Annotated in this window: 16 protein-coding genes and 1 pseudogene; 11 read left to right on the forward strand and 6 right to left on the reverse strand. The window is 74.3% G+C overall.

Translation table 11 applies throughout. From position 1 onward, the window contains the following. Positions 1 to 43: 43 nt before the first annotated feature. Positions 44 to 3,808, forward strand: a complete 3,765-nt coding sequence (locus tag AC6I72_RS01140) for a S8 family serine peptidase (RefSeq protein WP_497998734.1) — start codon at positions 44 to 46, stop codon at positions 3,806 to 3,808. 165 nt (positions 3,809 to 3,973) lie between these two features. Next, on the forward strand, positions 3,974 to 5,023 hold the full coding sequence (locus AC6I72_RS01145; protein WP_497998736.1) for an aldo/keto reductase: 1,050 nt from the start codon (positions 3,974 to 3,976) through the stop codon (positions 5,021 to 5,023). Positions 5,024 to 5,050: 27 nt separating this feature from the next. On the opposite strand, the gene AC6I72_RS01150 is transcribed toward AC6I72_RS01145, so the two are convergent. Together AC6I72_RS01150 and AC6I72_RS01155 are read right to left on the reverse strand one after the other, a co-directional pair. Then, positions 5,051 to 7,696 (reverse strand): SpoIIE family protein phosphatase, encoded by a 2,646-nt coding sequence (locus AC6I72_RS01150; protein ID WP_497998738.1) that lies wholly within the window; start codon positions 7,694 to 7,696, stop codon positions 5,051 to 5,053. A gap of 449 nt (positions 7,697 to 8,145) precedes the next feature. Further along, entirely contained in the window at positions 8,146 to 9,678 is a 1,533-nt protein-coding gene (locus tag AC6I72_RS01155; protein ID WP_497998739.1) for a ricin-type beta-trefoil lectin domain protein, read from the reverse strand. Positions 9,679 to 9,988: 310 nt separating this feature from the next. On the opposite strand from AC6I72_RS01155, the gene AC6I72_RS01160 reads away from it, so the two are divergent. Beyond that, positions 9,989 to 11,530: a hypothetical protein gene (locus AC6I72_RS01160; protein WP_497998741.1), complete on the forward strand. Its 1,542-nt coding sequence runs from the start codon at positions 9,989 to 9,991 to the stop codon at positions 11,528 to 11,530. 74 nt (positions 11,531 to 11,604) lie between these two features. Then, positions 11,605 to 11,988 (forward strand): thioesterase family protein, encoded by a 384-nt coding sequence (locus AC6I72_RS01165; protein WP_497998742.1) that lies wholly within the window; start codon positions 11,605 to 11,607, stop codon positions 11,986 to 11,988. On the opposite strand, the gene AC6I72_RS01170 is transcribed toward AC6I72_RS01165, so the two are convergent. Both AC6I72_RS01170 and AC6I72_RS01175 read right to left on the reverse strand, forming a co-directional pair. Then, positions 11,961 to 12,347 (reverse strand): NUDIX domain-containing protein, encoded by a 387-nt coding sequence (locus tag AC6I72_RS01170; RefSeq protein ID WP_497998744.1) that lies wholly within the window; start codon positions 12,345 to 12,347, stop codon positions 11,961 to 11,963. The two genes, AC6I72_RS01165 and AC6I72_RS01170, sit on opposite strands and share 28 nt — an antisense overlap. A 194-nt stretch (positions 12,348 to 12,541) precedes the next feature. Further along, positions 12,542 to 13,300 carry a DeoR/GlpR family DNA-binding transcription regulator gene (locus tag AC6I72_RS01175; protein WP_497998745.1) on the reverse strand — a complete coding sequence of 253 codons (759 nt, stop codon included), beginning with the start codon at positions 13,298 to 13,300 and terminating at the stop codon, positions 12,542 to 12,544. A gap of 313 nt (positions 13,301 to 13,613) precedes the next feature. Between AC6I72_RS01175 and AC6I72_RS01180 the strand changes: the two genes are divergently transcribed. From AC6I72_RS01180 to AC6I72_RS01205, 6 genes and pseudogenes are all read left to right on the forward strand, one after another. Then, positions 13,614 to 14,450 carry an endo alpha-1,4 polygalactosaminidase gene (locus tag AC6I72_RS01180; RefSeq protein ID WP_497998747.1) on the forward strand — a complete coding sequence of 279 codons (837 nt, stop codon included), beginning with the start codon at positions 13,614 to 13,616 and terminating at the stop codon, positions 14,448 to 14,450. Positions 14,451 to 14,824: 374 nt separating this feature from the next. Continuing rightward, positions 14,825 to 16,165: an ABC transporter substrate-binding protein gene (locus AC6I72_RS01185; RefSeq protein WP_497998748.1), complete on the forward strand. Its 1,341-nt coding sequence runs from the start codon at positions 14,825 to 14,827 to the stop codon at positions 16,163 to 16,165. 10 nt (positions 16,166 to 16,175) lie between these two features. Beyond that, positions 16,176 to 17,243: a carbohydrate ABC transporter permease gene (locus AC6I72_RS01190; RefSeq protein ID WP_497998750.1), complete on the forward strand. Its 1,068-nt coding sequence runs from the start codon at positions 16,176 to 16,178 to the stop codon at positions 17,241 to 17,243. Further along, a complete protein-coding gene (locus AC6I72_RS01195; protein ID WP_497998751.1) occupies positions 17,240 to 18,148 on the forward strand; it encodes a carbohydrate ABC transporter permease in 909 nt (302 codons plus the stop codon). Before AC6I72_RS01190 ends, AC6I72_RS01195 begins: the two co-directional genes overlap by 4 nt. Before the next feature lie 100 nt (positions 18,149 to 18,248). Beyond that, a pseudogene (locus AC6I72_RS01200) lies at positions 18,249 to 19,221 on the forward strand (carbohydrate kinase family protein). Then, positions 19,221 to 20,585 carry an alpha-glucosidase/alpha-galactosidase gene (locus AC6I72_RS01205; RefSeq protein ID WP_497998753.1) on the forward strand — a complete coding sequence of 455 codons (1,365 nt, stop codon included), beginning with the start codon at positions 19,221 to 19,223 and terminating at the stop codon, positions 20,583 to 20,585. Before AC6I72_RS01200 ends, AC6I72_RS01205 begins: the two are co-directional and overlap by 1 nt. Positions 20,586 to 20,851: 266 nt before the next feature. Here AC6I72_RS01205 and AC6I72_RS01210 read toward each other — a convergent pair whose 3' ends face one another. Next, positions 20,852 to 21,673: a sulfite exporter TauE/SafE family protein gene (locus AC6I72_RS01210; RefSeq protein ID WP_497998754.1), complete on the reverse strand. Its 822-nt coding sequence runs from the start codon at positions 21,671 to 21,673 to the stop codon at positions 20,852 to 20,854. 91 nt (positions 21,674 to 21,764) lie between these two features. Here AC6I72_RS01210 and AC6I72_RS01215 point away from each other — a divergent pair, with 91 nt between their 5' ends. Further along, positions 21,765 to 22,598 (forward strand): AraC family transcriptional regulator, encoded by an 834-nt coding sequence (locus AC6I72_RS01215; RefSeq protein WP_497998756.1) that lies wholly within the window; start codon positions 21,765 to 21,767, stop codon positions 22,596 to 22,598. Here the strand turns inward: AC6I72_RS01215 and AC6I72_RS01220 are convergent. After that, on the reverse strand, positions 22,555 to 22,911 hold the full coding sequence (locus tag AC6I72_RS01220; protein WP_497998757.1) for a VOC family protein: 357 nt from the start codon (positions 22,909 to 22,911) through the stop codon (positions 22,555 to 22,557). The two genes, AC6I72_RS01215 and AC6I72_RS01220, sit on opposite strands and share 44 nt — an antisense overlap. Positions 22,912 to 22,952 lie beyond the last annotated feature (41 nt).

Genomic DNA, 22,952 nt, shown 5'->3' on the forward strand with positions numbered 1-22,952 from the left:
TGACACCGGTACGCACGTGCCGGTGCACAGATTCGGGAGAGCGATGCGCTCGATATCGCGAACAGTCCTGGGGGTCACGACGGCCACGGTCCTGGCCGTCACCGCGGCCGTGCCCTCGATGGCCGCACCGCCCCGGGACACCACCGCACACGAGAGACCCGTCCTCGGCACCGCCGCGGCCGCGGCGCAGACCGCGCGCGGCACGGTCGTCACGCTCGTCACCGGCGACCGGGTCCTGGTCACCGGGGATCCGTCCGGACACAGTTCCGCGGTCGCGCTGCCCGCCGAGGACGGCAGCACCCCGCTCCTGCAGACCCGGCAGGTGGGCAAGGACCTCTACGTCTACCCGGAGAGCGCCGCCGCCGCCCTCGCCGCCGACCGCGTGGACCAGGAACTGTTCAACGTGAGCGGACTGGTGCGGCAGGGCTACGACGACGCGCACTCCGGCGTGCTGCCGCTCATCGCCGTCTACGACAAGGCCGCCGGCGTGACCCGCGAGGCCCCCGCCACACCGCGCGGGGCCCGGCGCGGACTCGTCCTGGACTCCATCGACGGCATCGCCCTCAAAGCCGGCAAGAAGAACGCCGCCGCCTTCTGGGCGGACATCTCCGCACCGCGCTCACGGGCGGCCCGGGGCCTGAAGAAGCTGTGGCTGGACAGCAAGGTGCAGGCCGCCCTGGACACGTCGACGCGGCAGGTGCACGCGCCGCAGGCCTGGGCCGCCGGGTACGACGGCAGGGGCACCAAGGTCGCCGTGCTCGACACCGGCGTCGACGCCGGACACCCCGATCTCCAGGGCCGTATCAGCGCCACGGAGAACTTCACCGACTCGCCCGACACGGACGACCGGCAGGGACACGGCACCCACACCGCCTCCACCGTCGGCGGCACCGGCGCGGCCGGCGGCGGCAGGCAGCGCGGTGTCGCACCGGGCACCGACCTCCTGATCGGCAAGGTCCTCGACGACTCCGGCTCCGGCGACACCTCGTGGATCATCGCGGGCATGGAATGGGCCGTCGCCCGGCACGCCGACGTCGTCTCCATGAGCCTGGGCAACCCGGCCCGCACCGACTGCTCCGACCCGATGGCCACCGCCACCGAGGAACTGGCCCGCACCAGCAGGAACACGCTGTTCGTCATCGCGGCCGGCAACACCGGACCGTCCCTCAATTCCGTCTCCTCGCCCGGCTGCGCGCCGAGTGTGCTGACCGTCGGCGCCGTCGACGGGAACGACGCGACCGCGTCGTTCTCCAGCCGCGGCCCGGCCTACGCCTCGCACACCCTCAAGCCGGAGATCGCCGCGCCCGGTGTCGGCATCCTGGCCGCCTCCGCCGGCGGCCGCGGCCTGTACGCGTACCGGGAGATGAGCGGCACCTCCATGGCGACCCCGCATGTCGCCGGTGCCGCCGCCGTCGTCCGCCAGCGCCACCCCGACTGGACCGCGCAACAGATCAAGGCCGCGCTGGTGTCCTCCGCGGACAGCACCGTCCCCGGGGACGTGCGCGAGACCGGCGGCGGCCGGCTCGACGTGAAGGCCGCGGTCGACGAGACGGTGCTCGGTGCGCCCGCCGTGCAGGGCGGCAGCTTCGACTGGCCGCAGACGGAGGCGGACCGCACCACCGTCGAGGTGCCCTACACCAACACCACCGGCCGGCCGGTCACACTCCGCCTCGGCGTGGAGCACGTCACCGGCAACGACGGCAGCGCCGTCCGCTCGGCCGTGGCCCGGCTGGACAGCGGGTCCGTCACCGTACCGGCGGGCGCGACCGTCGAGGTGCCGCTCCGGCTGGACCCGGCGGCCCCGCTCAAGGCGGGCCAGTACGGCGACGTCACCGGCCGCGTGACCGCCACCTCGGGCAAGGTCACCGTGTCCACGCCGTTCTCGCTCCACGTCCAGCCGCGAACCGTCAGCCTCCGCGTCCGGCTCGTCGACCGCGGCGGCCACCCCGCCGGCGGCTCCTCCTCCCTGGACCTCATCGGCACCGACGACGCCTCCGGCGAGCGCCGCTTCAACGACGGCGCCACCGAGCAGACGTACCGGATACGTCCCGGCAGCTACTTCCTGTCCTCCTTCGTCGTCACCCCCGACGGCGACGGCCCGGCGGCCGACTCGGTGACGTACGAGGGCCGCCCGCAGCTGGAGATCACCAAGGACACCACCGTCGTCCTCGACGCGCGCCGGGCGCACCGCCTCTCCGTGCGCACCGACCGGCCCACCGAGGACCGCGGCGCCACGCTGGCCTTCGCCCGGACCTGGGACAGCACCTGGCTGCACGCGGGCAGCATGAGCGGTGGCCGCGGCACCGCGAACTACTACGCGGACGTGCAGGGCCGCGCCCACGACGGCGGCTTCGAGTTCGGCAGCTACTGGCGCCGCTACGCCCCGCAGATCACGGACTTCGGCATCGCCGGCGGGCCGGACCTGCACCCGGTCACGGCCTCCACCGGCTCCGTGAACCTCGACGGCACCGGCCGGGCGGACGTGGTGGACGCGGGCGCGGGCACCGCCACCGAGCTGGCCGCGGCGCAGGTCAAGGGGAAGATCGCCCTGGTGCGGATCCCGGACGGCACCACCTCCGTGCTGGAACAGGCGCGGGCCGCCGCGGCCGCCGGAGCCGTCGCCCTCCTCACCCACCACGACACCACGGGCCGCTGGTACCCCTCGGTCGGCTACACCGGCGGCCCCCTGCCGGTGCTCGGGCTCCCCGCCGCGGAGGCGAAGGACCTGCGGCAGCGGCTGGCCTCGGGGCCCGTCGTCGTCCACTGGCGGGCCACCGCGGTCAGCCCGTACGTCTACAACCTCGCCCTCCCGGAGAGCGGCCCCGTCGCCTCCGACCGCACGTACCGCGTGCGGGACGCCCGCCTCGGCCGTACCCGGTCCGTCCTGCACGCCATGGGCGCGGCGGGTGACTACCTGTCCACCGTCGTCGCGCACCGTCCGGACACCGACATCGTGCTCGGCTCGGTCGACCCGGTCACGGCGCCCGGCGAGCGCACCGAGTACTACTCCGCGGGCGGCACCGGCTTCTCGCAGAGCGTCTCCAGCAGCTTCCCCTGGGGCGAGAGCATGACCAGCGCCGTCCGCACCCACCAGGCGGGCCGGCTGCTCACCGAGAGCTGGTACGGCGGTGTCCTGGCCCCGGCCACGCCGCGGGACGCCTCCGGCGGGGAACAGCTCGCCGCCGAGCGGCAGGGCGACCGGATCGGCATCGCGCCGGCCTTCTGGGGGGACAGCGACCACAGCGGCGTCCAGGGGTCCTTCGGCGACCTCGGGTCCATGACGCTGCGCATCGACGGCGAGGAGGCCGGCACCAGCTCCTACCCCTTCGGTTCCTTCACCGTCCCGGCGGCCGACTCCGCGTACGAACTGACCCTGACGACGACGAAGATCGGGCAGCCCGCGCAGGTCTGGAAGCGGTCCGTGGCGACCGAGACCACGTGGTCGTTCCGCTCCCGGCTGGAGGAGAACGTGTACTCGCGGGGGCTGCCGGTCCTCTTCCCGCGGTACGGACTGCCCGAGGACGGCATGAAGACGCTGGCCGCGCGGGACGGGCAGCGCATCACCCTGGGCGTCACCGGCCACGCCGGCTACCACCCCGGAGGGCTGCGCGCCGCTGAGCTGTCCTACTCCTACGACGGCGGTGCCACCTGGACCGAGGCGGCGACGGCCGAGCACGACGGCGTCTGGAGCGCGACCGTCGACCACGCCGGCGCATCGGGCCGGCAGGTCACCTTGAGGACCACCCTGACGGACACGAACGGCAACTCGGTCACCCAGACCGTGACCCGGGCCTACGACGTCCGCTGAACCGGGGCCCTCGACGCGGCGCCCGCCGGAGGAACTCCCCTCCGGCGAGCGCCGCTTGGCGCGCGGCGGCCGCGGAACGCCCGCGCCACAGGGCCCTTGCCCTGAAGCGGGCTCCAACTCGTAGGGTCACGCCCACCAGCGGACGACATCCAAGAGGAGAAGCGCATGCGCCACCGCGTTCTGGGCGGTACCGGCATCGAGGTCAGCCCCTACTGCCTCGGCACCATGATGTTCGGGTTCATCGGCAACCCCGACCACGACGAGTGCGCCCGGATCATCCACACCGCGCTGGACGAGGGGATCAACTTCGTCGACACCGCCGACATGTACTCGGCCGGGGAGTCGGAGACGATCGTCGGCAAGGCGCTGAAGGGCCGGCGCGACGACGTGGTGCTCGCCACCAAGGTGCACTTCCCCATGGGGGAGGGCCCCAACCGGGGCGGAAACTCACGGCGCTGGATCGTCCGCGCGGTCGAGGACAGCCTGCGCCGGCTGGGCACGGACTGGATCGACCTGTACCAGGTGCACCGGCCCGACCACCGGACCGACGTCGAGGAGACGCTCTCCGTCCTCACCGATCTCGTGCACCAGGGCAAGATACGGGCGTTCGGCTGCTCCACGTTCCCGGCGGACCAGATCGTCGAGGCCCACCACGTGGCCGACCGCCGCGGACTCCAGCGGTTCCGCACGGAGCAGCCGCCCTACTCGCTGCTGGCCCGGGGGGTCGAGCGGCACGTGCTCCCGGTGACCGAACGCCTCGGCATGGGGGTGCTGACCTGGGCCCCGCTCGCCTCGGGGTTCCTGACCGGCCGCTACCGCAAGGACCGGGCCGCCGATCTGAGCAGCGGGCGCCCGACCCTGCACCCGGACCGCTTCGACCCGTCGGCGCCGACGACCACGGCGAAGCTGGAGGCCGTCGAGCGGCTGGTGGCGGTGGCCCGGGATGTGGGCTGTTCGCTGCCGGAGCTGGCCGTCGCCTTCCCGCTCGCGCATCCGGCGGTCACCTCGGTGATCATCGGTCCGCGCACCCCGGAACAGCTGCGCGCCACCCTCAAGGGCCGCTCCGTGGTGCTCGACGACGCGGTGCTCGACCGGATCGACGAGATCGTGCCGCCCGGGACCGACGTGTACCAGCCGGACGGCGTGTGGGCTCCGCCGTCGCTCACGGTCCCGGCGCTCCGGCGCCGCCCGGCCGGTTCCCGCTCGGCGGCGTGAGCCGGGCGCCCATTTCGTCCGCAGCTCTCAGAGCGGGGAGGGCGTGGGCCGGACGGCGAGGACGGCGATGTCGTCCTCGCCGTCGGCGCCCAGTCTGATCAGGAGTTCGTCGCAGAACACGTCGAGGGGTTCGCGGGCCAGGGCCGCGGCGTGCCGGCTCAGCCGGTCCAGGGCGTGGTCCAGGGGTTCGCCGCGGCGTTCGACGAGGCCGTCGGTGTACAGCAGTACCGTCGCGTCGGCCGGGATCTCGTCCGACGCCCGGGTTCGTGGCACGCCGGGGTCCACGCCGAGCATCAGGCCCGAGCCGTCCTCCAGGAACCGGGTGGGGCCGCCCGGCACGGTCAGCAGCGGTGGCAGGTGCCCGGCCGAGGAGTGCACCAGCTCCCACCGGCCCTCCCCGAAGCTCCTGATCAGCCCGTAGACGCAGGTGGCGGTGGCCTCCCGGTAGAAACTGTGGTTCGCCGCGTCCAGACGGCGCAGGACCGTCTCCGGGGGCTCCTCCCGGCCCACGGCGATGCCGCGGAGCATGCTGCGCAGCTGACTCATGGCGATGGCCGCGTCGAGGTTGTGACCGGCGACGTCACCGATGACCACGGCCGTGTCGCCGCCGGGCAGCACGAAGCTGTCGTACCAGTCGCCGCCGACCTGCGCGGTGGTGGAGGAGGCCGCGTAGCGGGCGGCCAGCCGCAGGTTCGGCACCTGCGGCAGCACGGGCAGCAGCGAGCGCTGGAGGCGCTCGGCGATGTTGCGTGTCTCCTGGTGCAGGCGGGCGTTGTCGACACCCAGGGCGAGACTGCGGACGAGGTCGTCGACCAGGGGCAGGTCCGCCCGGGTGAAGGGCCTGCGCCGCCCGCTGCGGGCCACGGTGAGGGCACCGATGACCTCCCGGCGTGCCCGCAGCGGGGCGACGACGACGCTGTCGGCGCCCAGTTGGCGCAGCAGTCGCAGGTAGTGGACGTCCAGGGGGCTGCCGGCCTGGTCCGGCGGGGGCGGCTCGGTCAGCAGCAGGGGGCCCGCACCGCGCAGGGCACGCGCGAGCGGTCCGCGGGCGCTCGCGGAGACCGGCGGGAGCGGTCCCTCGTGCTCCTCGGGTGACACCTCGCCCGGGGCCCGGTGGACGACGCAGACGCGTTCCGCCTCCGCGTTCTCGGTGAACAGGTCGACCGCGCACCAGTCGGCCAGCCGCCGGGTGAGGATGCCGGCCACCCGCTGCAGGCCCGCGTCGAGGTCGGGAGCGCTGCTGAGCGCGGCACCGGTGTCGGCCATGAGGGCGAGCCGCTCCAGCGCCGAGACGCCCGCCGGGCCGCCGCCCCCCGCACGCGCGCCCTCATGGGCGGCCGGCTCCAGGGGCCCGCCCGGCTCCCGGGGCCACGGCGCGGAGCGCGGGCGGCCGAGCGGACTGACCGGTGCGACGGGCGCGGCCGCCCTGGGGGTGAGCTGGGCGACGAAGACGGTACGGCCGTCGGCGGTCTCCTGGGTCTGGATGAACAGGCGGACGGGGATCAGCCGGCCGTCACCGTGCAGGGCGGGCAGCGGCACGGAACGGCCCAGGATCCGGGGCTGTCCGGTGAGCAGCAGGGAGGTGAACGATCCGGTGTGGCGCCTGCGCAGGTGCTCCGGCATCAGCATGGTCAGCGGCTGTCCGAGGAGCTCGTCCGGGTGCCGGCCGAGCAGGTCCGCCGCGGCGCTGTTCGCGGCGATGATCACGTTCCTCTCGTCCGCGGCGATGGTCGGCACCCGCGCGGCACTGACCTGGCCGGCGTCCCAGGGCACCAGTTCGGACAGGCCGGCGCCCGGCTCCCGGGGCACCACGCTCCACGCCATGGGGTTCTCGCCGTCGAGCTGGCCGGCGATCTGGTCGAACAGCCAGTGGTGGAAGACGCGGTTGCGGGGCAGCGCCGGCAGGGTCAGCAGGCACTCCTCACGGGCCGCGTCCTCGGCCACGTCCAGCACCTCCCACAGGGTCCGCACGGCCGGCCCGGCGTCCGGCGGCATGCCCAGGCGCAGCGAGCGGAACCCGGCCTCGGCGGGCTGCTCGCGCAGCGCGGCGGTGATGCAGGCACTGATCACATTGCTGGTGTCGTGGGCGACGGCGAGGTCGTGCGCCGGCACGCCCACCAGGCCGGTTCCGGCGGCTGCGGCCAGGACGGCCTCGCGCAGCAAGGTGTTGCGGTGCTGCTGGGAGGCCGAGTACAGGGCCTCGGGCACGTCGATCAGTGTCACGGTGGCCCCGGCACGGCTGGACGGCGCGGTGACTTCCCAGCCGGCGGGCCGCGGCGGGCCGCCGCCGGGGCGCAGCTCGAACCAGACGCTCTTGTGCTCCTCGCCCGTGTCGACGCCGCAGCGGGAGGCCAGCAGCCCGACCAGGGCCAGGCCCTGGCCGGTGCCGGCGTATGGGGAACACTCGTGCGGTACGAGTCCGCGGTCCGGTCGCCGGTCGCTCACCCGCACCCGCACCGTGCCGCCCTCGGCGCAGGCGGTCACCTCGACCGGTGTGCAGGCGTGCAGCACCGCGTTGGTCACCAGTTCACTGACCAGGAGCTGAGCGGTCTCCACCAGGTCCGCGGCGACATGGTCGAGAGCGGCTCGTACGAACCGCCGGGCCTGCGGCACGCTCTCCGGCTCCGGGGGGAACCGCCGGGCGGATGCCCCCCGGGCATTGAGATCGCCCATGCACCCAGTGTGCCCCACCTGGGGCCCGCCCCGGCGTCTGCGTCCGCCTTCCGCCCGCCGGACGGGTGAGCGCCCGGGCCCGGCCCGCCCGGACGGCCCAGCGGACCGGCGCGGTGGCCGGCGCCGGCGGCGTGCACGCGGGGCGCACCGGCGCGTGGGCCGTATGCGGCGCACGGGCCGGCCGGCCGGGGGGCCGCCGTCTGCGGCAGGCGCCCGGAATCCTCCGGACGGTCGGGCACTGCCGTACGGTCGGGCACCTTCGTACGGTCGGACTTCTCCGGACGGGGTGCCTCCGTACGGTCGGACTTCTCCGGGCGGACCGGCTCCCTCGTACCGTCGGACTTCTTCTCCAAGCGGTCGGGCACCCCCGTACGGTCGAGGTTCTCCGGGCTGCGAGGACCGGATCCGCGGCGGGCTCCGGTTCTGCGCGGCGAGCGGCCGTTCCGTTCCTACGAAGTGAACCGCTGGGCGGCGGAGCCGTCGCAGGGCTGCAGGCGCAGCGGCTGACGGGCCGTCGTCTGGGTGAGGCACAGGCCGGTGGCGGCCGCCGGGCGGACGGTGGCGCCCTCGCGGACGAACTTCTGGTTGACCGCGCCCGAACAGTTCCAGATGATCAGCGCGGCGCCCGCCCGGTACTGGGCGCCGGGGACGTCCAGGCAGCGGTCCTGGGTGAGTTCGGTGTGGAAGGTCTGCCGTGCCGGGTCGTACCACCAGTCCTGGTTGCGTGTCCCGGCGCAGTCCCAGCCGAGGACGGCGGTGCCGTCGGCGCTCTGGGACGCCTCGACGTCCACGCAGCCCCCGGTCGCCTGGTTCTTCAGCGGCTTGAACACGTCGTCCCAGGCGTGCGGGAAGAGCGTGGGCGTGCCCGAGGAGGCGGTGTCGGCGCAGGACGCCTCGCGCAGCCCGGAGTCGTAGAACCGGGTGAGGCACTCGGCGAAGGCGGCGTGGCCGCGGGCGTTGGGGTGGAAGGACTGCCGGACGGAGTTCTCGTCCGGGAGCCCGGGCTTGGAGAGGTCGATGAAGAGTCCGCGGGCCCAGGTGTCCTCGGTGCACACCTCGTGCCCGTGGAAGAGGCGCGAGTTGTCGAGGTAGAGCGCACCGGTGCCGGCGGCGGCCTTGCGGATGCCGCGTTCGAAGGCGGGGACGGCGACGTCGCGGCCCCAGGCGGTGTCGGAGTCGTAGCCGAGGCCGCCGCAGGCGAGCTTGCCCGGGAATCCCGGGTTGTCGCGGAAGTCCGGTCCGATGGGGCTGGGGTAGCTCATGACGATCAGCTTGTAGTCGTCGTCGGCGTAACCGGCGTCGCGCATCACCGATTTCAGGTCGCGCACGGTCTGCTCGACCTTGGGGACCAGGGCGTCGACCCTGGCCTGCCAGCCCGGTGCGTACTTGGCCGCGCAGGGCCCCTGGGAGAGCAGGTACCGTTCGACGCAGTCGGTCATGACGGGGCCGAACTGGAGGTCGTCGTTGGCACCGGCCACCAGGAGGACCGCCTTGACGCGGGTGTTGCGCGCCTTGACGGCCAGGCTGTCGCTCTGGACGAGTTCGTCGGCGTACTGCTTCGAGCCGCCGGTCCTGATGTTGCCGGTGTAGGCGCCGGAGCAGGCGACGTTGAAGGTGAGGTCCGCGGGGATGCCGGTGCGGTGGACGGCGGCGTCGGGCGAGCGGTGGCACCAGTTGTCGGGGCCGTCGGTCGGCGGTTCGTAGGTGCCGACGCCCTCGCCGGAGATCTCGCTGTCACCGAGGGAGATCAGGGAGGTCCTGCGCTCGGCGGCCGGTCGTTCGGCGGGGTCGCCGTAGAGAGCGGTGGCCTCGGCCGCCCGGATCTTCTCCAGGCCGGGCGGGAGCGGGGCGGAGGACGTCTGGCGTGCACCGGTGGTGTCGGCAGCCGCCGCGGGGACGGCGGCGGGCGCCGTGCCGAGCAGGGCGGCGGTCGCGACGGCGGCGGTGACGGTCCACCGGAGTCTGTGCCTGGTGCGTCTCATCGGACCTCCTGGCCGAGTAGGGTCACCCACGGTTCTTACTGGCCGGTAAGGACTTTGGGAACACCCCGGACAGGACTTCCCCCTGAGCCCGGACCTCCTCGGGTCCGGAACCGGCCGTCCCGCCCCTGGGGTGCGCGGGCGGTCCCGTGCTCCGCCGGCCAGTGCAGGGTGGACGCGGCCGGGTCGGTGCCGGTGCCACCGGCCAGGCGCCCCGACTCCCGCCCGGTGGTGAGACGGGCGGGGGTCGGTGGTGAGACGGGCGGGGATCACGGCGGTGCGTCGCGCGGCCGGCCGCTGGCATAGTGCGGGCATGCTCCGACCCCTGCGTGCCGCCGGACGCCCGGCCGCCCCGGCCGCCGCCGTCCTCGCCCGCTCCACCACCGCGACCGCCGTCCTGGGCGCCGTCCTCGCTGTGGTTCTCGTACTGCTCCCGGCGCCCGCGGCGGCCGGCGGGAGCCAGGTCGCCTTGCGGTTCGAGGCCCCGGCGGTCTTCCGCATGTACGGCGCCGACGAGGGTGCCCGCGCCTCGAACAGCGGCTTCGCCGTGCCCGTCGCGGTCCCGGCCGGCGGCACGGGCCCGGCCCGCGACGTCCGGGTCGTCGTGGACACCTCGGGACTGTCCGGCGTCGCCCGGGCCGTCCGGGGCGGCGGCGGGAACTGCACGGGCGAGGGCCCGGTGTTCACCTGCGCGTACGGCGACGTGCAGAACGGCGACGGGGAGTCGCAGACGCCCTTCGTCCTGCACGGCGCGGACGGTGTCGAACCGGGCGACAGCGGGACGGTGACGTACACGGCCACGGCCGGCAACGCGGCCCCCGTCACGGGCTCCACGCGGATGACCGTGGGCGGCCCGGCGCTGCTCTCACCCGGGACGCAGACGACGGTACGCGGCGTGGAGCCCGGCGATCCCGTACCGCTGACCCCCCGGTTCGCCAACCGCAGCCGGTTCACCGCCGGGCGGGGCGTCGCCCTGCACCTCACCGCGCGGGACGGTCTGCTGCTGACCTCACGGCCGGGCAACTGCCTGTTCGACGCCTCCTTCACCTCCGCGTGGTGCACGTTCTCCACGAAGGCCGCGCCGGGCACCGCGTACCGCACCCGGTCCCCGCTCACCTTCACCGCGGCCCCCGGGAAGCTGACGGGCGCACTGTCGTACACCTGGTCGTCCGACCCCGGCGGACCGGACGGACCGGACGGACCCGGCGGTCTCACCGTGCGCGGCACGGGCGCCCCGCTGACGCTGGTCCCCACGGCCGGCCGCGGCCTCACCGGCGGCACCGGCCAGGTCGCCGTCGAGACCACCGTGCAGGACGACTACGAGCCCGTGACGGCGGCCGTGCGCGGCCGGGTCGGCGAGACGGTGACGGTGCGGCTCGGGCTGCGCGACCACGGCCCCGGCCGGCCCGGCACCCCCGAGTCGCTGGGCGGCTTCGAGGTGGTCCCGCCGGAGGGGACCACCGTCACCTCCGTCCCGTTCACCTTCGAGGACACGCACGGCACATGGGCGTGCGGGCGTCCGGACAGGCCCGGCGGGGCGTTCGTGTGCGACATCGGCAGCGAGAGCTTCTCCGAGGTGCGGCACGAAGGGGGCACGACGGTCATCGGGTTCCGCCTGCGCATCGACCGGCAGGTCCCCGGCGCCCACGGCACCGTCCGCACCCACAACCCGTACGACCGCACCCCCGGCAACGACACCGCCCTCCTCCCCCTCGACGCGTCGCCCGCCCTGCCCCGCCCGCCCTACCGGGACCCGCTGCTGTGGTGCGTGGCGGCCGGCACGGTGCTCGCCGCCGGGGCCACGGCCCGGTACCTGCGGCGCCGGCGCCGGGCCCCGGCCGGGGGCGGGCGGTGAGCCCGTGGCCGCGCGGGCGGCGGCCGGTGGGACACCGGTGAGCGCCCGGGAGGCGATGCGGTTAGCGTGGTCGCATGCGACATGAGGTGACCGACGCCGACACGGCGACGTCGGTGGGCAGTGGCGACGTGCCCGTGCTGGCCACCCCGCGGCTGATCGCCTGGCTGGAGGCGGCGACCGTACGGGCCGCCGCGCCGTTCACCGCGGCCGGCCAGACGACGGTGGGCACGGCGATCCGCGTCCAGCACCTGCGCGCCACCCGGGTGGGCGGCCGTGTGGACGTCGTGGCGGAGGCGCCCGCCGCCGCCGTGGGCCGTCGGCTCACCTTCCTCGTGCGGGCCGTCGACGGCGCCGGGGAACTCGTCGCCACCGGGGAGATCGACCGGGCGATCGTCGACCGGCAGCGGTTCCTCGCCACCGCGCCCGACCCTCAAGCGGGTGTGTGGCCCGCCAGGTAGTCCCGTACGGCACCGGGAAGGTCCGCCGGGACCGGCTCTTCCATGGGCACCCAGCGGATCCGCTCCGGTGCGAGCCGCGCCCCGGAGGAGGGGTCCTCGCTCAGCAGCTGGCACACCACCGCGGCCGGCTCCGTCCCCCTGGCCCCGCCCGGCGCACCGAGCGTCGCCGAACCGTCGACGAGGTACCCGGTGGACTCGTAGACGAGGCGTGCCGCGGTCGCCTGCGGTGTCTCGGCCTGCTCCGGGACGCCCGACGGCAGTCCCCAGCCGTCCTGGCCGTCTTCCGCCACCAGCAGCAGCCGCCCGTCGTAGACGACCACCGCCTGCACCGCGCACCCCGCGGCCTGCTCCGCTGTCATGGTCCAGCCCTCCCGCTGTGGTCCGTGCGGCCCTCCGGCAGGGCACCGTCGGTCGTCCGCCCCCCGGTTCTCCTGCCCCCTGCGCGGTGCGCCTACCCCTGGTCCGAGGCGCCGAAGGCGCCTGCCCCGGGGCGCCGTCGCCCGGCCCCGCACCCCGCCCGTCCCCATCCCCCCTCCCCCGTCCCCATGTTGTGTCACACCACGGTCACCGCGACGCCGGTGCCGGTGATCGCGGCGAGCGCGCCGGCGGGTGCGGCCTGGTCGGTGACGAGGTGGTCGATGTCCTTCAGGGAGCAGATCCGGGCGAAGGTGGCCCGGCCGATCTTCGAGTGGTCGGCGACGACGACGGTCCTGTCGCTGCTGGCGGCGAAGGCCCGGTCCGTCGCCGCCTCGAGCTGGTCGTGGGTCGTGCAGCCGTGCTCGGCGCTGATGCCGTCCACACCGAGGAACGTGATGTCGGTGTGGTGGTCGGCGAGCGTCTTCTCCGCGATGGGGCCCACGAGTTCGTAGCTCTCGGTGCGGGCGTAGCCGCCGACGACGACGAGCGTGACGTCGTGGTGCGGGACCATCTCGGCGGCGATGTTGACGGCGTTGGTCACGATGGTGACGGCGCCCCGGGCGGCCAGGACGCGCGCGATCTCGGTGACGGTGGTCCCGCCGGTCATCCCGACGACCGCGCCGCGGGGCACGAGCCGGGCCGCGGCCCGCGCGATGGCCTGCTTCTGCGGCCGGCTGCGCTCGGTGCGGTGCTGGACCGGGAGTTCGGGACCGGCGCTGCCCTGGACGGCTCCGCCGTGCGTCCGGCGCAGCAGGTTCAGCCGGCTCAAGTGCTGCAGATCGCGCCGGATGGTGGCTCCGGAGACGTTCAGCAACCGGGACAACTCGGTGACGTCGATGGCACCACGCGCGGAGACATGCTCAAGTATTCGCGCATGACGCTCAGTTTTCAGCATGCGATGAGCATAGACCGGACAGGGGCGGCACGAGGGCCGCGCGGCGGGGAGGCGTGACCGCCCGTCTGCGGGAACGAGGGGCGGCCCAGCCCCCTTGCCCATATGAACAAGATGCGCATCTTCGGTCTGTTGACATGGCGAAAGTTGCTCGCTTTACTCCTTCCAACGCCAGAGTTGAGCACCCGGCGTCAGAGGTACGCCCAGCCGGTAGCACGGTGCGCACACCGTAAGTCCGGACAAAGTCGCCAGGATCCGTCCGCACAGACGTGGGGTCCGAGGCGGGGACGTACCCTCGCATCTTCTGGAGCTCAAGATGTCCCTCTTCGATCGTGCCCGGCCGCACGGGCGTGCCACCGTGGCGGTGGCCGCCGCGGCGGCGGTCATCTGTCCGCTGTCCGCCTGCGCTTCGGCGAGTGCGGCCACATCCGCGGCCACCCCCGCGGCCACGGTGACCCTTCCTCCCGCACACGCCGCCTTCGACTACCAGATCGGCAAGGCCTATCCGCCGCCGTCCGGGGTGAAGGTCGTCACCCGCGACTACACGGCCGCCCCGGCGGCCGGTCTCTACAACATCTGCTACGTCAACGCCTTCCAGGCCCAGCCGGGCGCCGAGAGCCAGTGGGGCGACCTGCTGCTGCGGGACGCGAACGGCAAGGTCGTGTACGACGACAACTGGGGGGAGGCCATGCTGGACATCCGCACCGACGCCAAGCGGCAGCGGATCGCGGCGAAGGTGAACTCCTGGATCGACACGTGTGCGAGCAAGGGCTTCAAGGCCGTCGAACCCGACAACCTGGACACCTTCGACCGGACGAAGCTGATCAGCGAGGCCAACGCCAAGGCGTTCATCCGGCTGCTGTCCGCCCACGCGCACGACAAGGGCCTGGCGATCGCCCAGAAGAACACGTCCCAGTTCTCCACCGACCGCGCGGACACCGGGCTCGACTTCGCCGTCGCCGAGGAGTGCGGCGAGTGGGACGAGTGCGGCGACTACGTCGACGGGTTCGGTGACCACGTCATCGTCATCGAGTACCAGGAGAAGAACCTCAAGAAGGTGTGCGCCGCCTACGGTGACCGGCTCAGCGTCGTGCTGCGCGACGTGAACGTGACGGCTCCCGGCGACAGCGGTTACGTCCGCAAGACCTGCTGACGCGGCAGCGGCACGGCCCGCCCGGTGCGTGCGCTCCTGTCGCCGGCGCACCGGGCACCACTCCGGCTCCCGCCCCGCTTCCGGGTCGCCCGGCTTGCGGGGCACCCTCCCGTGAGCCGCGCCCTGATGAGCCGCTCCCCCGGCCGGGGCTCCCCGCCGCGCGGGAAGCGCGCTCCGGCGCACCCCGTCCTCCGCGGCGCACCCCGCCCTCCGCGGCAGGCGCCGGCCGCGCGTCCGGCGGCACCCTCCCGTGCCGCCCGCCCGGCGCGGCGGCACCCCTCCCACCGCACACCGTCCCGTCCGGCACCGGCCCGCCGTGCCGGCCCGTCCGTCCGGCGTGGCGTCCCGCGTCACGCGTCCTCCTGGGGGCTCACATGGCCGCAGCACACCGCCCGTCCGGCGCCGGCACCGGACTTCCGCGCCGTACGATCCTGCGCCGGGGCACCGCCCTGGCCCTCGGTGCCGCCGCGACAGCGGCGCTGCCCGGGTGCGGCGCGGCCACGGACGACGGCGTCGGCGCCGACGGCCGGGTCACCGTCGAACTCTGGCACGGCCAGACGGACACGGGCCGCGCGGCGATCGAGAAGCTGGTGGCGGAGTTCAACCGCACCCACCCCGGTATCCGGGTGGACCCGGGCGGCGGGGTCCTCGCCGACGCGATGCTGCAGAAGATCACCGCCGCGCTCGCGGCCGGTTCCTTCCCCGACGTCGCCTACGTCTTCGGTTCCGACCTGGCCAGCGTCGCCCGCAGCCCCTCGGTGGTGGACCTGACCGACACCGTGCGTTCGGGACCGACGCCCTGGAACGACTTCTGGGCGCCCGCCCGCACCGCGGTCACGCTCAACGGCCACGTCCGCGCCTCGCCCGCCCTGCTCGACTCCCTCGCCGTCGTCTGCAACAAGAAGCTCTTCCGTGACGCCGGCCTCCCGCTGCCCCGGCCCGGCTGGACCTGGGAGCAGTTCGTGGCCACGGCGGCCCGGCTCACCGACCGGCGGCGCGGGGTGTTCGGCACCGGCTGGCCCGGCGTCGGCGACGAGGACACCGTGTGGCGGCTGTGGCCGATGGTGTGGGACCTGGGCGGCGACGTCATCGGCCCGGACGGACGGCGCATCGGGTTCGAGGAGAGCGGCGTCAAGGCCCTCCAGACGGTGGCGGCCCTGGCCGGGGACAGGAGTGTCTACGTCGATCCGAAGCCGGGCAGCGAGCAGATGTACCAGGTCTTCGCGTCGGGCCGCATGGGCATGGTCGTCACCGGACCGTGGCAGCTGCCGGACATCCGCCAGGCCGGCATCGACCACCATGTGGTGCCGCTGCCCAGCTACAGCGGCCGCCCGGTCACCATCTCGGGCCCCGACACCTGGACCGTGTTCGACAACGGACCGGCCCGGGTCCGTGCCGCGCGCACCTTCGTGACCTGGCTGTCCCAGCCCGCCCAGGACGTCCGCTGGGACGTGCAGGCCGGCAGTCTCCCCCTGAGCCGCAGCACGCAGGCGCTGCCCGCGTGGCACGCGCAGGAGGCGCGGACCGAGGGCCTCGCGGTGTTCACCGAGGCACTGACCTCGGCCCGGGTGCGGCCCGTCCACCCGGCGTACCCGCAGATCTCGCAGGCCCTCGGCCAGGCGATCGCCTCGGTGCTCATCGGCCGGAGCACCCCCGCCAAGGCGCTGCGCGACTGCGCGCACGAGGCCAACGCCGCCCTGCTCATCCCGCGTTGAGAGGACCACCATGCCCCGCCTGCCCTCCCCCCTCACCCTCGCGGACCGCGGACCCGACCGGAAGACCCGCACCGGCCGCCGCCCCCCTGGCGACGACGACGGACACGGCACCGCCGCGGACACCCCGCCGCGCTCCGGGTCCGCGCGCCGCCGGGCCGGCCGGGAGTCCGCCACCGCCTGGGCGTTCGTCTCCCCCGCGGTACTGGTGATCCTGGGCCTGAGCGTCGTACCGGTGGCGTGGTCGCTGCTGCTGTCCTTCCAGGCCGACGACCTGGTCACGCCCAGCCGCTGGGTCGGCCTCGCCAACTACCGGGCGCTCGCGCAGGACCCGCACTTCAGCCAGGCGGTGCGCAACACCCTGCTGTACACGGTGCTGTACGTGCCGTTGAGCATCGGCCTCGGGTTGCTCCTGGCCCTGGCGCTCAACCAGCGGCTGCGGCTGGTCGCCCTGTACCGCACCCTCTTCTTCGTGCCGTTCGTCGTCTCGGCGACGGCCCAGGGAGTGCTGTTCTCCTTCATCCTCGACCCCGAGTTCGGCGCCGCCAACTCCGTGCTGCACAAGGTCGGGATCTCCCCGCAGGGCTTCCTCACCGACCCCGGCCAGGCGCTGCTCGCGCTCGTGGCGATCTCGCTGTGGAGCGGCACCGGCTTCTGCGTGGTGGTGCTGCTGGCCGCCCTCCAGGACGTACCGCCCTCCCTGGTGGAGGCGGCCCGGCTGGACGGCGCCGGCCGCCGCCACGTGCTGCGCCACGTGACGCTCCCGGCGCTCGCCCCGGTGCTGGTCTTCCTCCTGCTGTGGCAGACCATCAACGCCCTGCAGGTCTTCGACCTGGTGTACGTGACCACCAAGGGCGGTCCGCTCGGCTCGACCACGGTGATCGTCTACTTCATCTGGGAGCAGGCCTTCAAGAACTTCACCGCCGGTTACGGTGCGGCGGCGGCCTACGCCCTGGCCCTCGCCCTGATCCTGCTCGCCGCGGTCCCGCGGATCGCCCGGGCCGTACGGCGCCGGGCCCACGCCCACCACGGCACCGCCGGTTCCGCCGGTTCCGCCGGCCTGGAAGGAGCCGCACGATGACGGCCACGTCCCCCGCCCCGTCCTCGTTCCCCCCGGCCCCTGCCCCGGCGTCCCCGCACGGCCCGGCGGGTGCTCCCGGACGGCCGCGCAGGAGGCTGCCGTTCAGCCCCTGGCACCTGCTGCTGGCGCCGCTCGCCCTGGTGTTCGCGGTCCCGCTGATCTGGCTGCTGCTCAGCTCCGTCATGAGCGACGCGCAGATCAACCGGTTCCCGCCCGCCCTGTGGCCCTCCCGCATCGATCTGGGCGGCTACCGCTACGTCCTGGGCAACGCCATGTTCCCGCGCTGGTTCGCCAACTCGCTGCTGGTGTCGCTGGCCGCGGTGGTGTCCAACCTGGTCCTCGGCGCCCTGGCGGGTTACGCGTTCGCCCGGATGCGGTTCGCGGGCTCCCGGCTGCTGCTGGGGCTGATGCTGGCCACGATGGCGATCCCGTTCCAGCTGACGATGATCCCGACGTTCCTGGTGATGAAGCGGCTCGGGCTCATCGACACGCTCGGCGCGCTGATCGTGCCGTCGCTGGTCACCCCGTTCGCCGTGTTCCTGCTGCGGCAGTTCTTCCTGTCGCTGCCGAGGGAGCTGGAGGAGGCGGCCTGGCTGGACGGCTGCTCGCGGCTGCGGGTGCTGTGGCAGGTCGTGCTGCCGCTGTCGCGGCCGGCGCTGAGCACGGTGGCGGTGCTGACCTTCCTCACCACGTGGAACGACCTGAGCTGGCCCCTGATCGCCATCAACCACGACACCCAGTACACCCTCCAGCTGGGCCTGACCACGTTCCAGGGGCAGCACCACACCAAGTGGTCCGCGGTCATGGCGGGCAACGTGATCACCGTGCTGCCCGTGCTGCTCGCCTTCCTGCTCGCGCAGAAGTCCTTCATCCAGTCGATCACGTCGAGCGGCCTCAAGGGGTGACCGGCCTCCCGGCCGCCTCCCCCGTCCGCCGCTCCACCGCCGTCCGCCCGTCAGGGTCCTCACCGGGGCCCGTCAGGGTCCGCACCTCAAGGAAGACCGCATGCAGCACGCCTACGACCTCCTCGTCCTGGGAGACGCCAACCCCGACATCGTCGTCGGACCGCTGGAGGCGCCCCTCGCCTTCGGACAGCGCGAACGGCTCGTCGACAGCGGGACGCTCACCCTCGGGGGCTCCGCGTCGATCATGGCGTGCGGGGCCGCCCGGCTCGGACTGAAGGTGGCCTTCGCCGGACGCGTCGGCGACGACGACGCCGGACGGTTCGTGCGGGCGGCGCTGGAGGAGCGGGGCGTCGACACCTCCGCCCTGCGCGTCGACCCCGACCTGGCCACGCCGCTCACCGTCGTCCTGACCCGCCCCGACGGCGACCGGGCGATCCTCACCTCACCGGGCACCCTCCCGGCCACCGGGCCCGACGACGTGCCCGAGGCCCTGCTCACCGGCAGCCGCCACGTCCACGCCGCCTCCTACTTCCTGCTGCCGCGGCTCGCCGCCGCGCTGCCCGCCCTGTTCGCCACCGCCCGCGCGCACGGCGCCACCACCTCCCTCGACACCAACGACGACCCGGCCGACACGTGGGCGCCCGGCGCCCTGGCCGAGGTGCTCGCCGTCACCGACCACCTGCTGCCCAACGCGCGGGAGGCCACCGCCCTCGCGGCCGCCGCCGCCGGCGCTCCCCGGGACGCCGCCCCGGAGGCCGCGGCCGCCGCGCTGGCCGCCCTCGGCCCGCACGTGGTCGTCAAGGACGGCGCCCGGGGCGCCCTCGCGCACGACGGCCGAACGCTGCTGCGCACCCCCCGCCGTCCCCGTCCGGCCGCTGGACACGGTCGGAGCCGGTGACAGTTTCGACGCCGGTTTCGTCGCCGCCCGCCTGCGCGGCCTGTCCACCCCGCACGCCCTCGAGATCGCCGCGGCCTGCGGCGCCCTGTCCACCCGGGCCCACGGCGGAACGCCGGCCCAGCCCACCTGGGACGAGGCCGCGGCCGCCGTCACCCGCAACGGAAAGCACCTGTGATGACCACCCACACCTCCACGGCCGCCACGACCTCCCTCCCCTCCGGCTCCCCGAAGATCGCCTTCATCGGCGCGGGCAGCGTCGTCTTCACCCAGGGCCTCCTGGCCGACCTGCTGGCCTTCCCCGAACTCCAGGGCGCGCACATCGCCCTGCACGACATCGACGCCGAGCGGCTCGCCACCGCCCACGGCGCCGCCCGGTACATCGCCGACCAGCGGGCCGGCTCCGGCGGCTCGCGGGTGCGGGTCACCGCCCACGCCGAGCGGCGGGCGGCCCTGCAGGGCGCCGACTTCGTCATCAACATCGTGCAGGTCGGCATGCGCGCCGCGACCCGGACCGACTTCGAGATCCCCGCGCGCTACGGACTGCGGCAGACGATCGGCGACACCCTCGGCGTCGGGGGCATCTTCCGGGCGCTGCGCACCTTCCCGCTGCTCAGGTCGCTCGGCGAGGACATCGCCGAGGTGTGCCCCGACGCCTGGCTGCTCAACTACACCAACCCCATGGCGATGAACGTCCAGTACCTCACCCGTGCGACCGGGCTGACCCGCGTGGTGGGACTGTGCCACTCCGTGTACTGGACCGTCCACGACCTGGCCGAACTCCTCAAGGTCCCCCAGGAGGAGGTCGTCTACCGGGCCGCCGGCGTCAACCACCAGGCCTGGATCCTGAGCCTGGAGCACCAGGGGAGCGACCTGTACCCCCGGCTCGACGCCCTGATCGCGGACGACCCCCAGCTGCGGCGCCGCGTCCGCGTCGACATGTACCGGCGCCTCGGCTACTACCCCACCGAGACGAGCGAGCACTCCTCCGAGTACGTCCCCTGGTACCTGCACCACGCCGAGGAGGTGGAGCGCCTGCGCCTGCCGGTCGGGGCCTACCTGGACATCGTCGACGAGAACATCGCGGCCTACGAGCACACCCGCGACGCCCTCGCGCAGGGCGCCCCGCTCGCCGTCGAGGGCACCATGGAGTACGCCCCGCAGATCATCCACAGCATCACCACGGGCACGCCGCGCACGGTCTACGGCAACGTGCCCAACCACGGGCTGATCGACAACCTGCCGGCCTCGGGGACCGTGGAGGTCCCCTGCCTCGTGGACGCGACGGGTGTGCAGCCCACCCGGGTGGGTGCGCTGCCCGCCCAGTGCGCGGCGCTCAACCGCACCTACCTGAGCATGAACGACCTCGTGGTGCGGGCGGCCCTGGAGGACGACCCCCGTTCGATCCGGCAGGCGGCGATGACCGACCCGGCGACGGCCGCGGCGCTGCCCGTGGAACGCATCTGGGACCTGTGCGACGACATGGTCCGCGCCCACGCGGACCTGCTCCAGCCCTCGCTGCGCGCCACGCTCGGCCACTGAGGGATGCCGCACGCGCGACGCCCGGACGACGGGCACGGCCGTGGACCTCGCGGCCCGCGCGGGGCGGCCGGCTGAGGTGGGAGCCCGGCCGCGCGCCCGGTGGGCCGGTGCGTCCGTGCGTGCCCGCCGCGCTCGCTCAGGCGGCGGCGATCGCGGCGTCCGGGCGGACCCGGCCGCGTCCCCCGTCGCGACCGCGAGGACGGACCGGGCCCCGGCGAACGGGGCCCGGCACCGTCACATTCCGACGCCGTCACGTCCCCGCACCGTCACGTTCCCGACCGGGTGACGAGCATGACGACCAGGACGAGGACCAGCAGGGCCACGTACGCGGCGGAGTGGAGCCGGTCGGGGACCCGGCCCCCCAACCGCTTCACGACCGCGATGGCCGGCAGGGAACCGCACAGCAGCGCGGCGCCCGCGCCGAGATCGACGTAGCCGAGGCGGCCGGTGTGCGCCTGGGCGGCGGGGGCCAGGGCGTAGACGACGCTGCCCGCGAGGGCGACGGGGACACTGAGCGGGTTGGCCAGCGCGGTGGCGGTGGCCATGGGCAGCCCGCGGCGGCGCAGCAGCGGAACCGTCATGACACTGCCGCCGACACCGAGACTTGCGGCGACCGTGCCGATGCCGACGCCGCCGAGCGTCGTCGTGATCCGTCCGAGCGGACGCGGCGCGCCGTCGCCGGTGACCGCGAGGAACCCCTTGCGCAGCACGCTGTCGGCGATCGTGACCAGCAGGTACACGGCGAACAGCGCGTTGAGCAGGGTGTCGCTGATCCGGGTGGCGACGAGCGAGCCGAGGGCCGCGCCGAGCAGGACGTACCCGGCCAGCGGCCACAGGTACTCCCGGCGCAGCCGGCCGGCCCGGTGCTGGGCCACGGTGGCCCAGGCGGCGTTCACGACCATGACCGCGGTCGAGGTCGCGACCGCCACGTGCATGGCGCCGGCGCCGTCGCCGTGCGCGGTCGCGCCCAGGAAGCCGTAGACGACGGGGACGGTGACGAATCCTCCGCCGAAACCGAAGAGCACGGTCGTGACACCGGTCAGGCAGCCGAACAGCAGGAGGGTGAGGAACGAGGAGGTGGTGAGCACGGTGACGACGCTACGGACCCGCACGGGTGGCGGGCATTCGACTGTTCGCCAGCTTCTTACGCGCAGACGACAGCCGGGGTAGGCTCGTGCGGTGCGCAACATCTCCGTCGACGAGGTGGACGGCCTGGACCGTGCGGTGCTCGCCATCGGCACCGACTACCCGCACGACCATCTGCTGCCCTTCCACGAGCACCGGCGCGCCCAGGTGCTGTACGCGGCCACCGGCGTGATGGAGGTCGAGACGGCGGACGGCTCGTGGACGGTGCCCACGGCCCGCGCGGTCCTCGTCCCGCCGCGGGTGCGGCACCAGGTCACCATGACGGGCGTCAGCACGCGCAGCCTGTACATCGAGCCCGGCGCCGCGCCGTGGTTCCCGGACCGCTGCCGCGTGGTGGAGGTCTCCGCACTGCTGCGGGCGCTGATCCTCGATGCCGTCGACATGGAGCCGCGCTACGCCGAGCACGGGCGGGACGCGACGGCGATCGAGCTGATCCTGCACGAGCTGCGCACCCTGGCACCGCTCCCCCTCGACGTGCCGCTGCCCGCCGATCCGGGGCTGCGGCGGTTGTGCGAGGCGTTCCTGCGGGCTCCCGACATCCATGACCCGCCCGCCCGCTGGGCGGCGGCCCTGAACGTCAGCGAGCGCACCCTGGGGCGTCTCTTCCGGCGCGGCACGGGGCTCGGGTTCGCCCAGTGGCGGCAGCGGGCGTGCATCCTGCGGTCGGTGCACGCGCTGGCGGCGGGCACCCCGGTGACGCGGGTCGCGGTCTCGCTCGGCTACGAGAATCCGGCCGCGTTCACGACGGCGTTCCGCGGCCTGCTGGGCCGCGCCCCGTCCGCGTACCTGGCGCAGCCGCCGCCTGTGGCCGCCGGGCGGCGCGTCAGCGTGCGACCAGGCAGAAGGGATGGCCCGCCGGGTCGGTGAGGACGCGCCACTTGTCGCCGCCGGGCTGGTCCTGCGGCCTGCCCGCGCCCAGTTCGAGCAGCCAGGCCTCGGCCTCCTCCAGGTCCGCGACGGCGAAGTCGAGGTGGATCTGCTGGGGGACGCCCCGGCCGGGCCAGGACGGCGCCCGGTGGTCCTCGACCCGCTGGAAGCCGAGGCTGAGACCGTCGTCACCGGTGAGGCCCGCGAAGTCGGCGTCGGAGCGCGGGTGGAGGGCGTACCCGGTGGCCTGCTGGTAGAACGCCGCCAGGGCGAGCGGGTCGGGGCAGTCCAGGGTGACGGCGGTCGGTCTCATCCGCAGGGTCACGGCAACTCCGTCTCGTGCGCGGCCGGTTC

The sequence above is a fragment of the Streptomyces sp. Xyl84 genome, from assembly GCF_059731885.1.

Excerpts from the sequence above, each read along its gene's own strand:
- AC6I72_RS01140 (WP_497998734.1), top strand. The coding sequence starts at position 44 with ATGCGCTCGATATCGCGAACAGTCCTGGGGGTCACGACGGCCACGGTC.
- AC6I72_RS01145 (WP_497998736.1), top strand. The coding sequence starts at position 3,974 with ATGCGCCACCGCGTTCTGGGCGGTACCGGCATCGAGGTCAGCCCCTAC.
- AC6I72_RS01150 (WP_497998738.1), bottom strand. The coding sequence starts at position 7,696 with ATGGGCGATCTCAATGCCCGGGGGGCATCCGCCCGGCGGTTCCCCCCG.
- AC6I72_RS01155 (WP_497998739.1), bottom strand. The coding sequence starts at position 9,678 with ATGAGACGCACCAGGCACAGACTCCGGTGGACCGTCACCGCCGCCGTC.
- AC6I72_RS01160 (WP_497998741.1), top strand. The coding sequence starts at position 9,989 with ATGCTCCGACCCCTGCGTGCCGCCGGACGCCCGGCCGCCCCGGCCGCC.
- AC6I72_RS01165 (WP_497998742.1), top strand. The coding sequence starts at position 11,605 with ATGCGACATGAGGTGACCGACGCCGACACGGCGACGTCGGTGGGCAGT.
- AC6I72_RS01170 (WP_497998744.1), bottom strand. The coding sequence starts at position 12,347 with ATGACAGCGGAGCAGGCCGCGGGGTGCGCGGTGCAGGCGGTGGTCGTC.
- AC6I72_RS01175 (WP_497998745.1), bottom strand. The coding sequence starts at position 13,300 with ATGCTGAAAACTGAGCGTCATGCGCGAATACTTGAGCATGTCTCCGCG.
- AC6I72_RS01180 (WP_497998747.1), top strand. The coding sequence starts at position 13,614 with ATGTCCCTCTTCGATCGTGCCCGGCCGCACGGGCGTGCCACCGTGGCG.
- AC6I72_RS01185 (WP_497998748.1), top strand. The coding sequence starts at position 14,825 with ATGGCCGCAGCACACCGCCCGTCCGGCGCCGGCACCGGACTTCCGCGC.
- AC6I72_RS01190 (WP_497998750.1), top strand. The coding sequence starts at position 16,176 with ATGCCCCGCCTGCCCTCCCCCCTCACCCTCGCGGACCGCGGACCCGAC.
- AC6I72_RS01195 (WP_497998751.1), top strand. The coding sequence starts at position 17,240 with ATGACGGCCACGTCCCCCGCCCCGTCCTCGTTCCCCCCGGCCCCTGCC.
- AC6I72_RS01205 (WP_497998753.1), top strand. The coding sequence starts at position 19,221 with ATGACCACCCACACCTCCACGGCCGCCACGACCTCCCTCCCCTCCGGC.
- AC6I72_RS01220 (WP_497998757.1), bottom strand. The coding sequence starts at position 22,911 with ATGAGACCGACCGCCGTCACCCTGGACTGCCCCGACCCGCTCGCCCTG.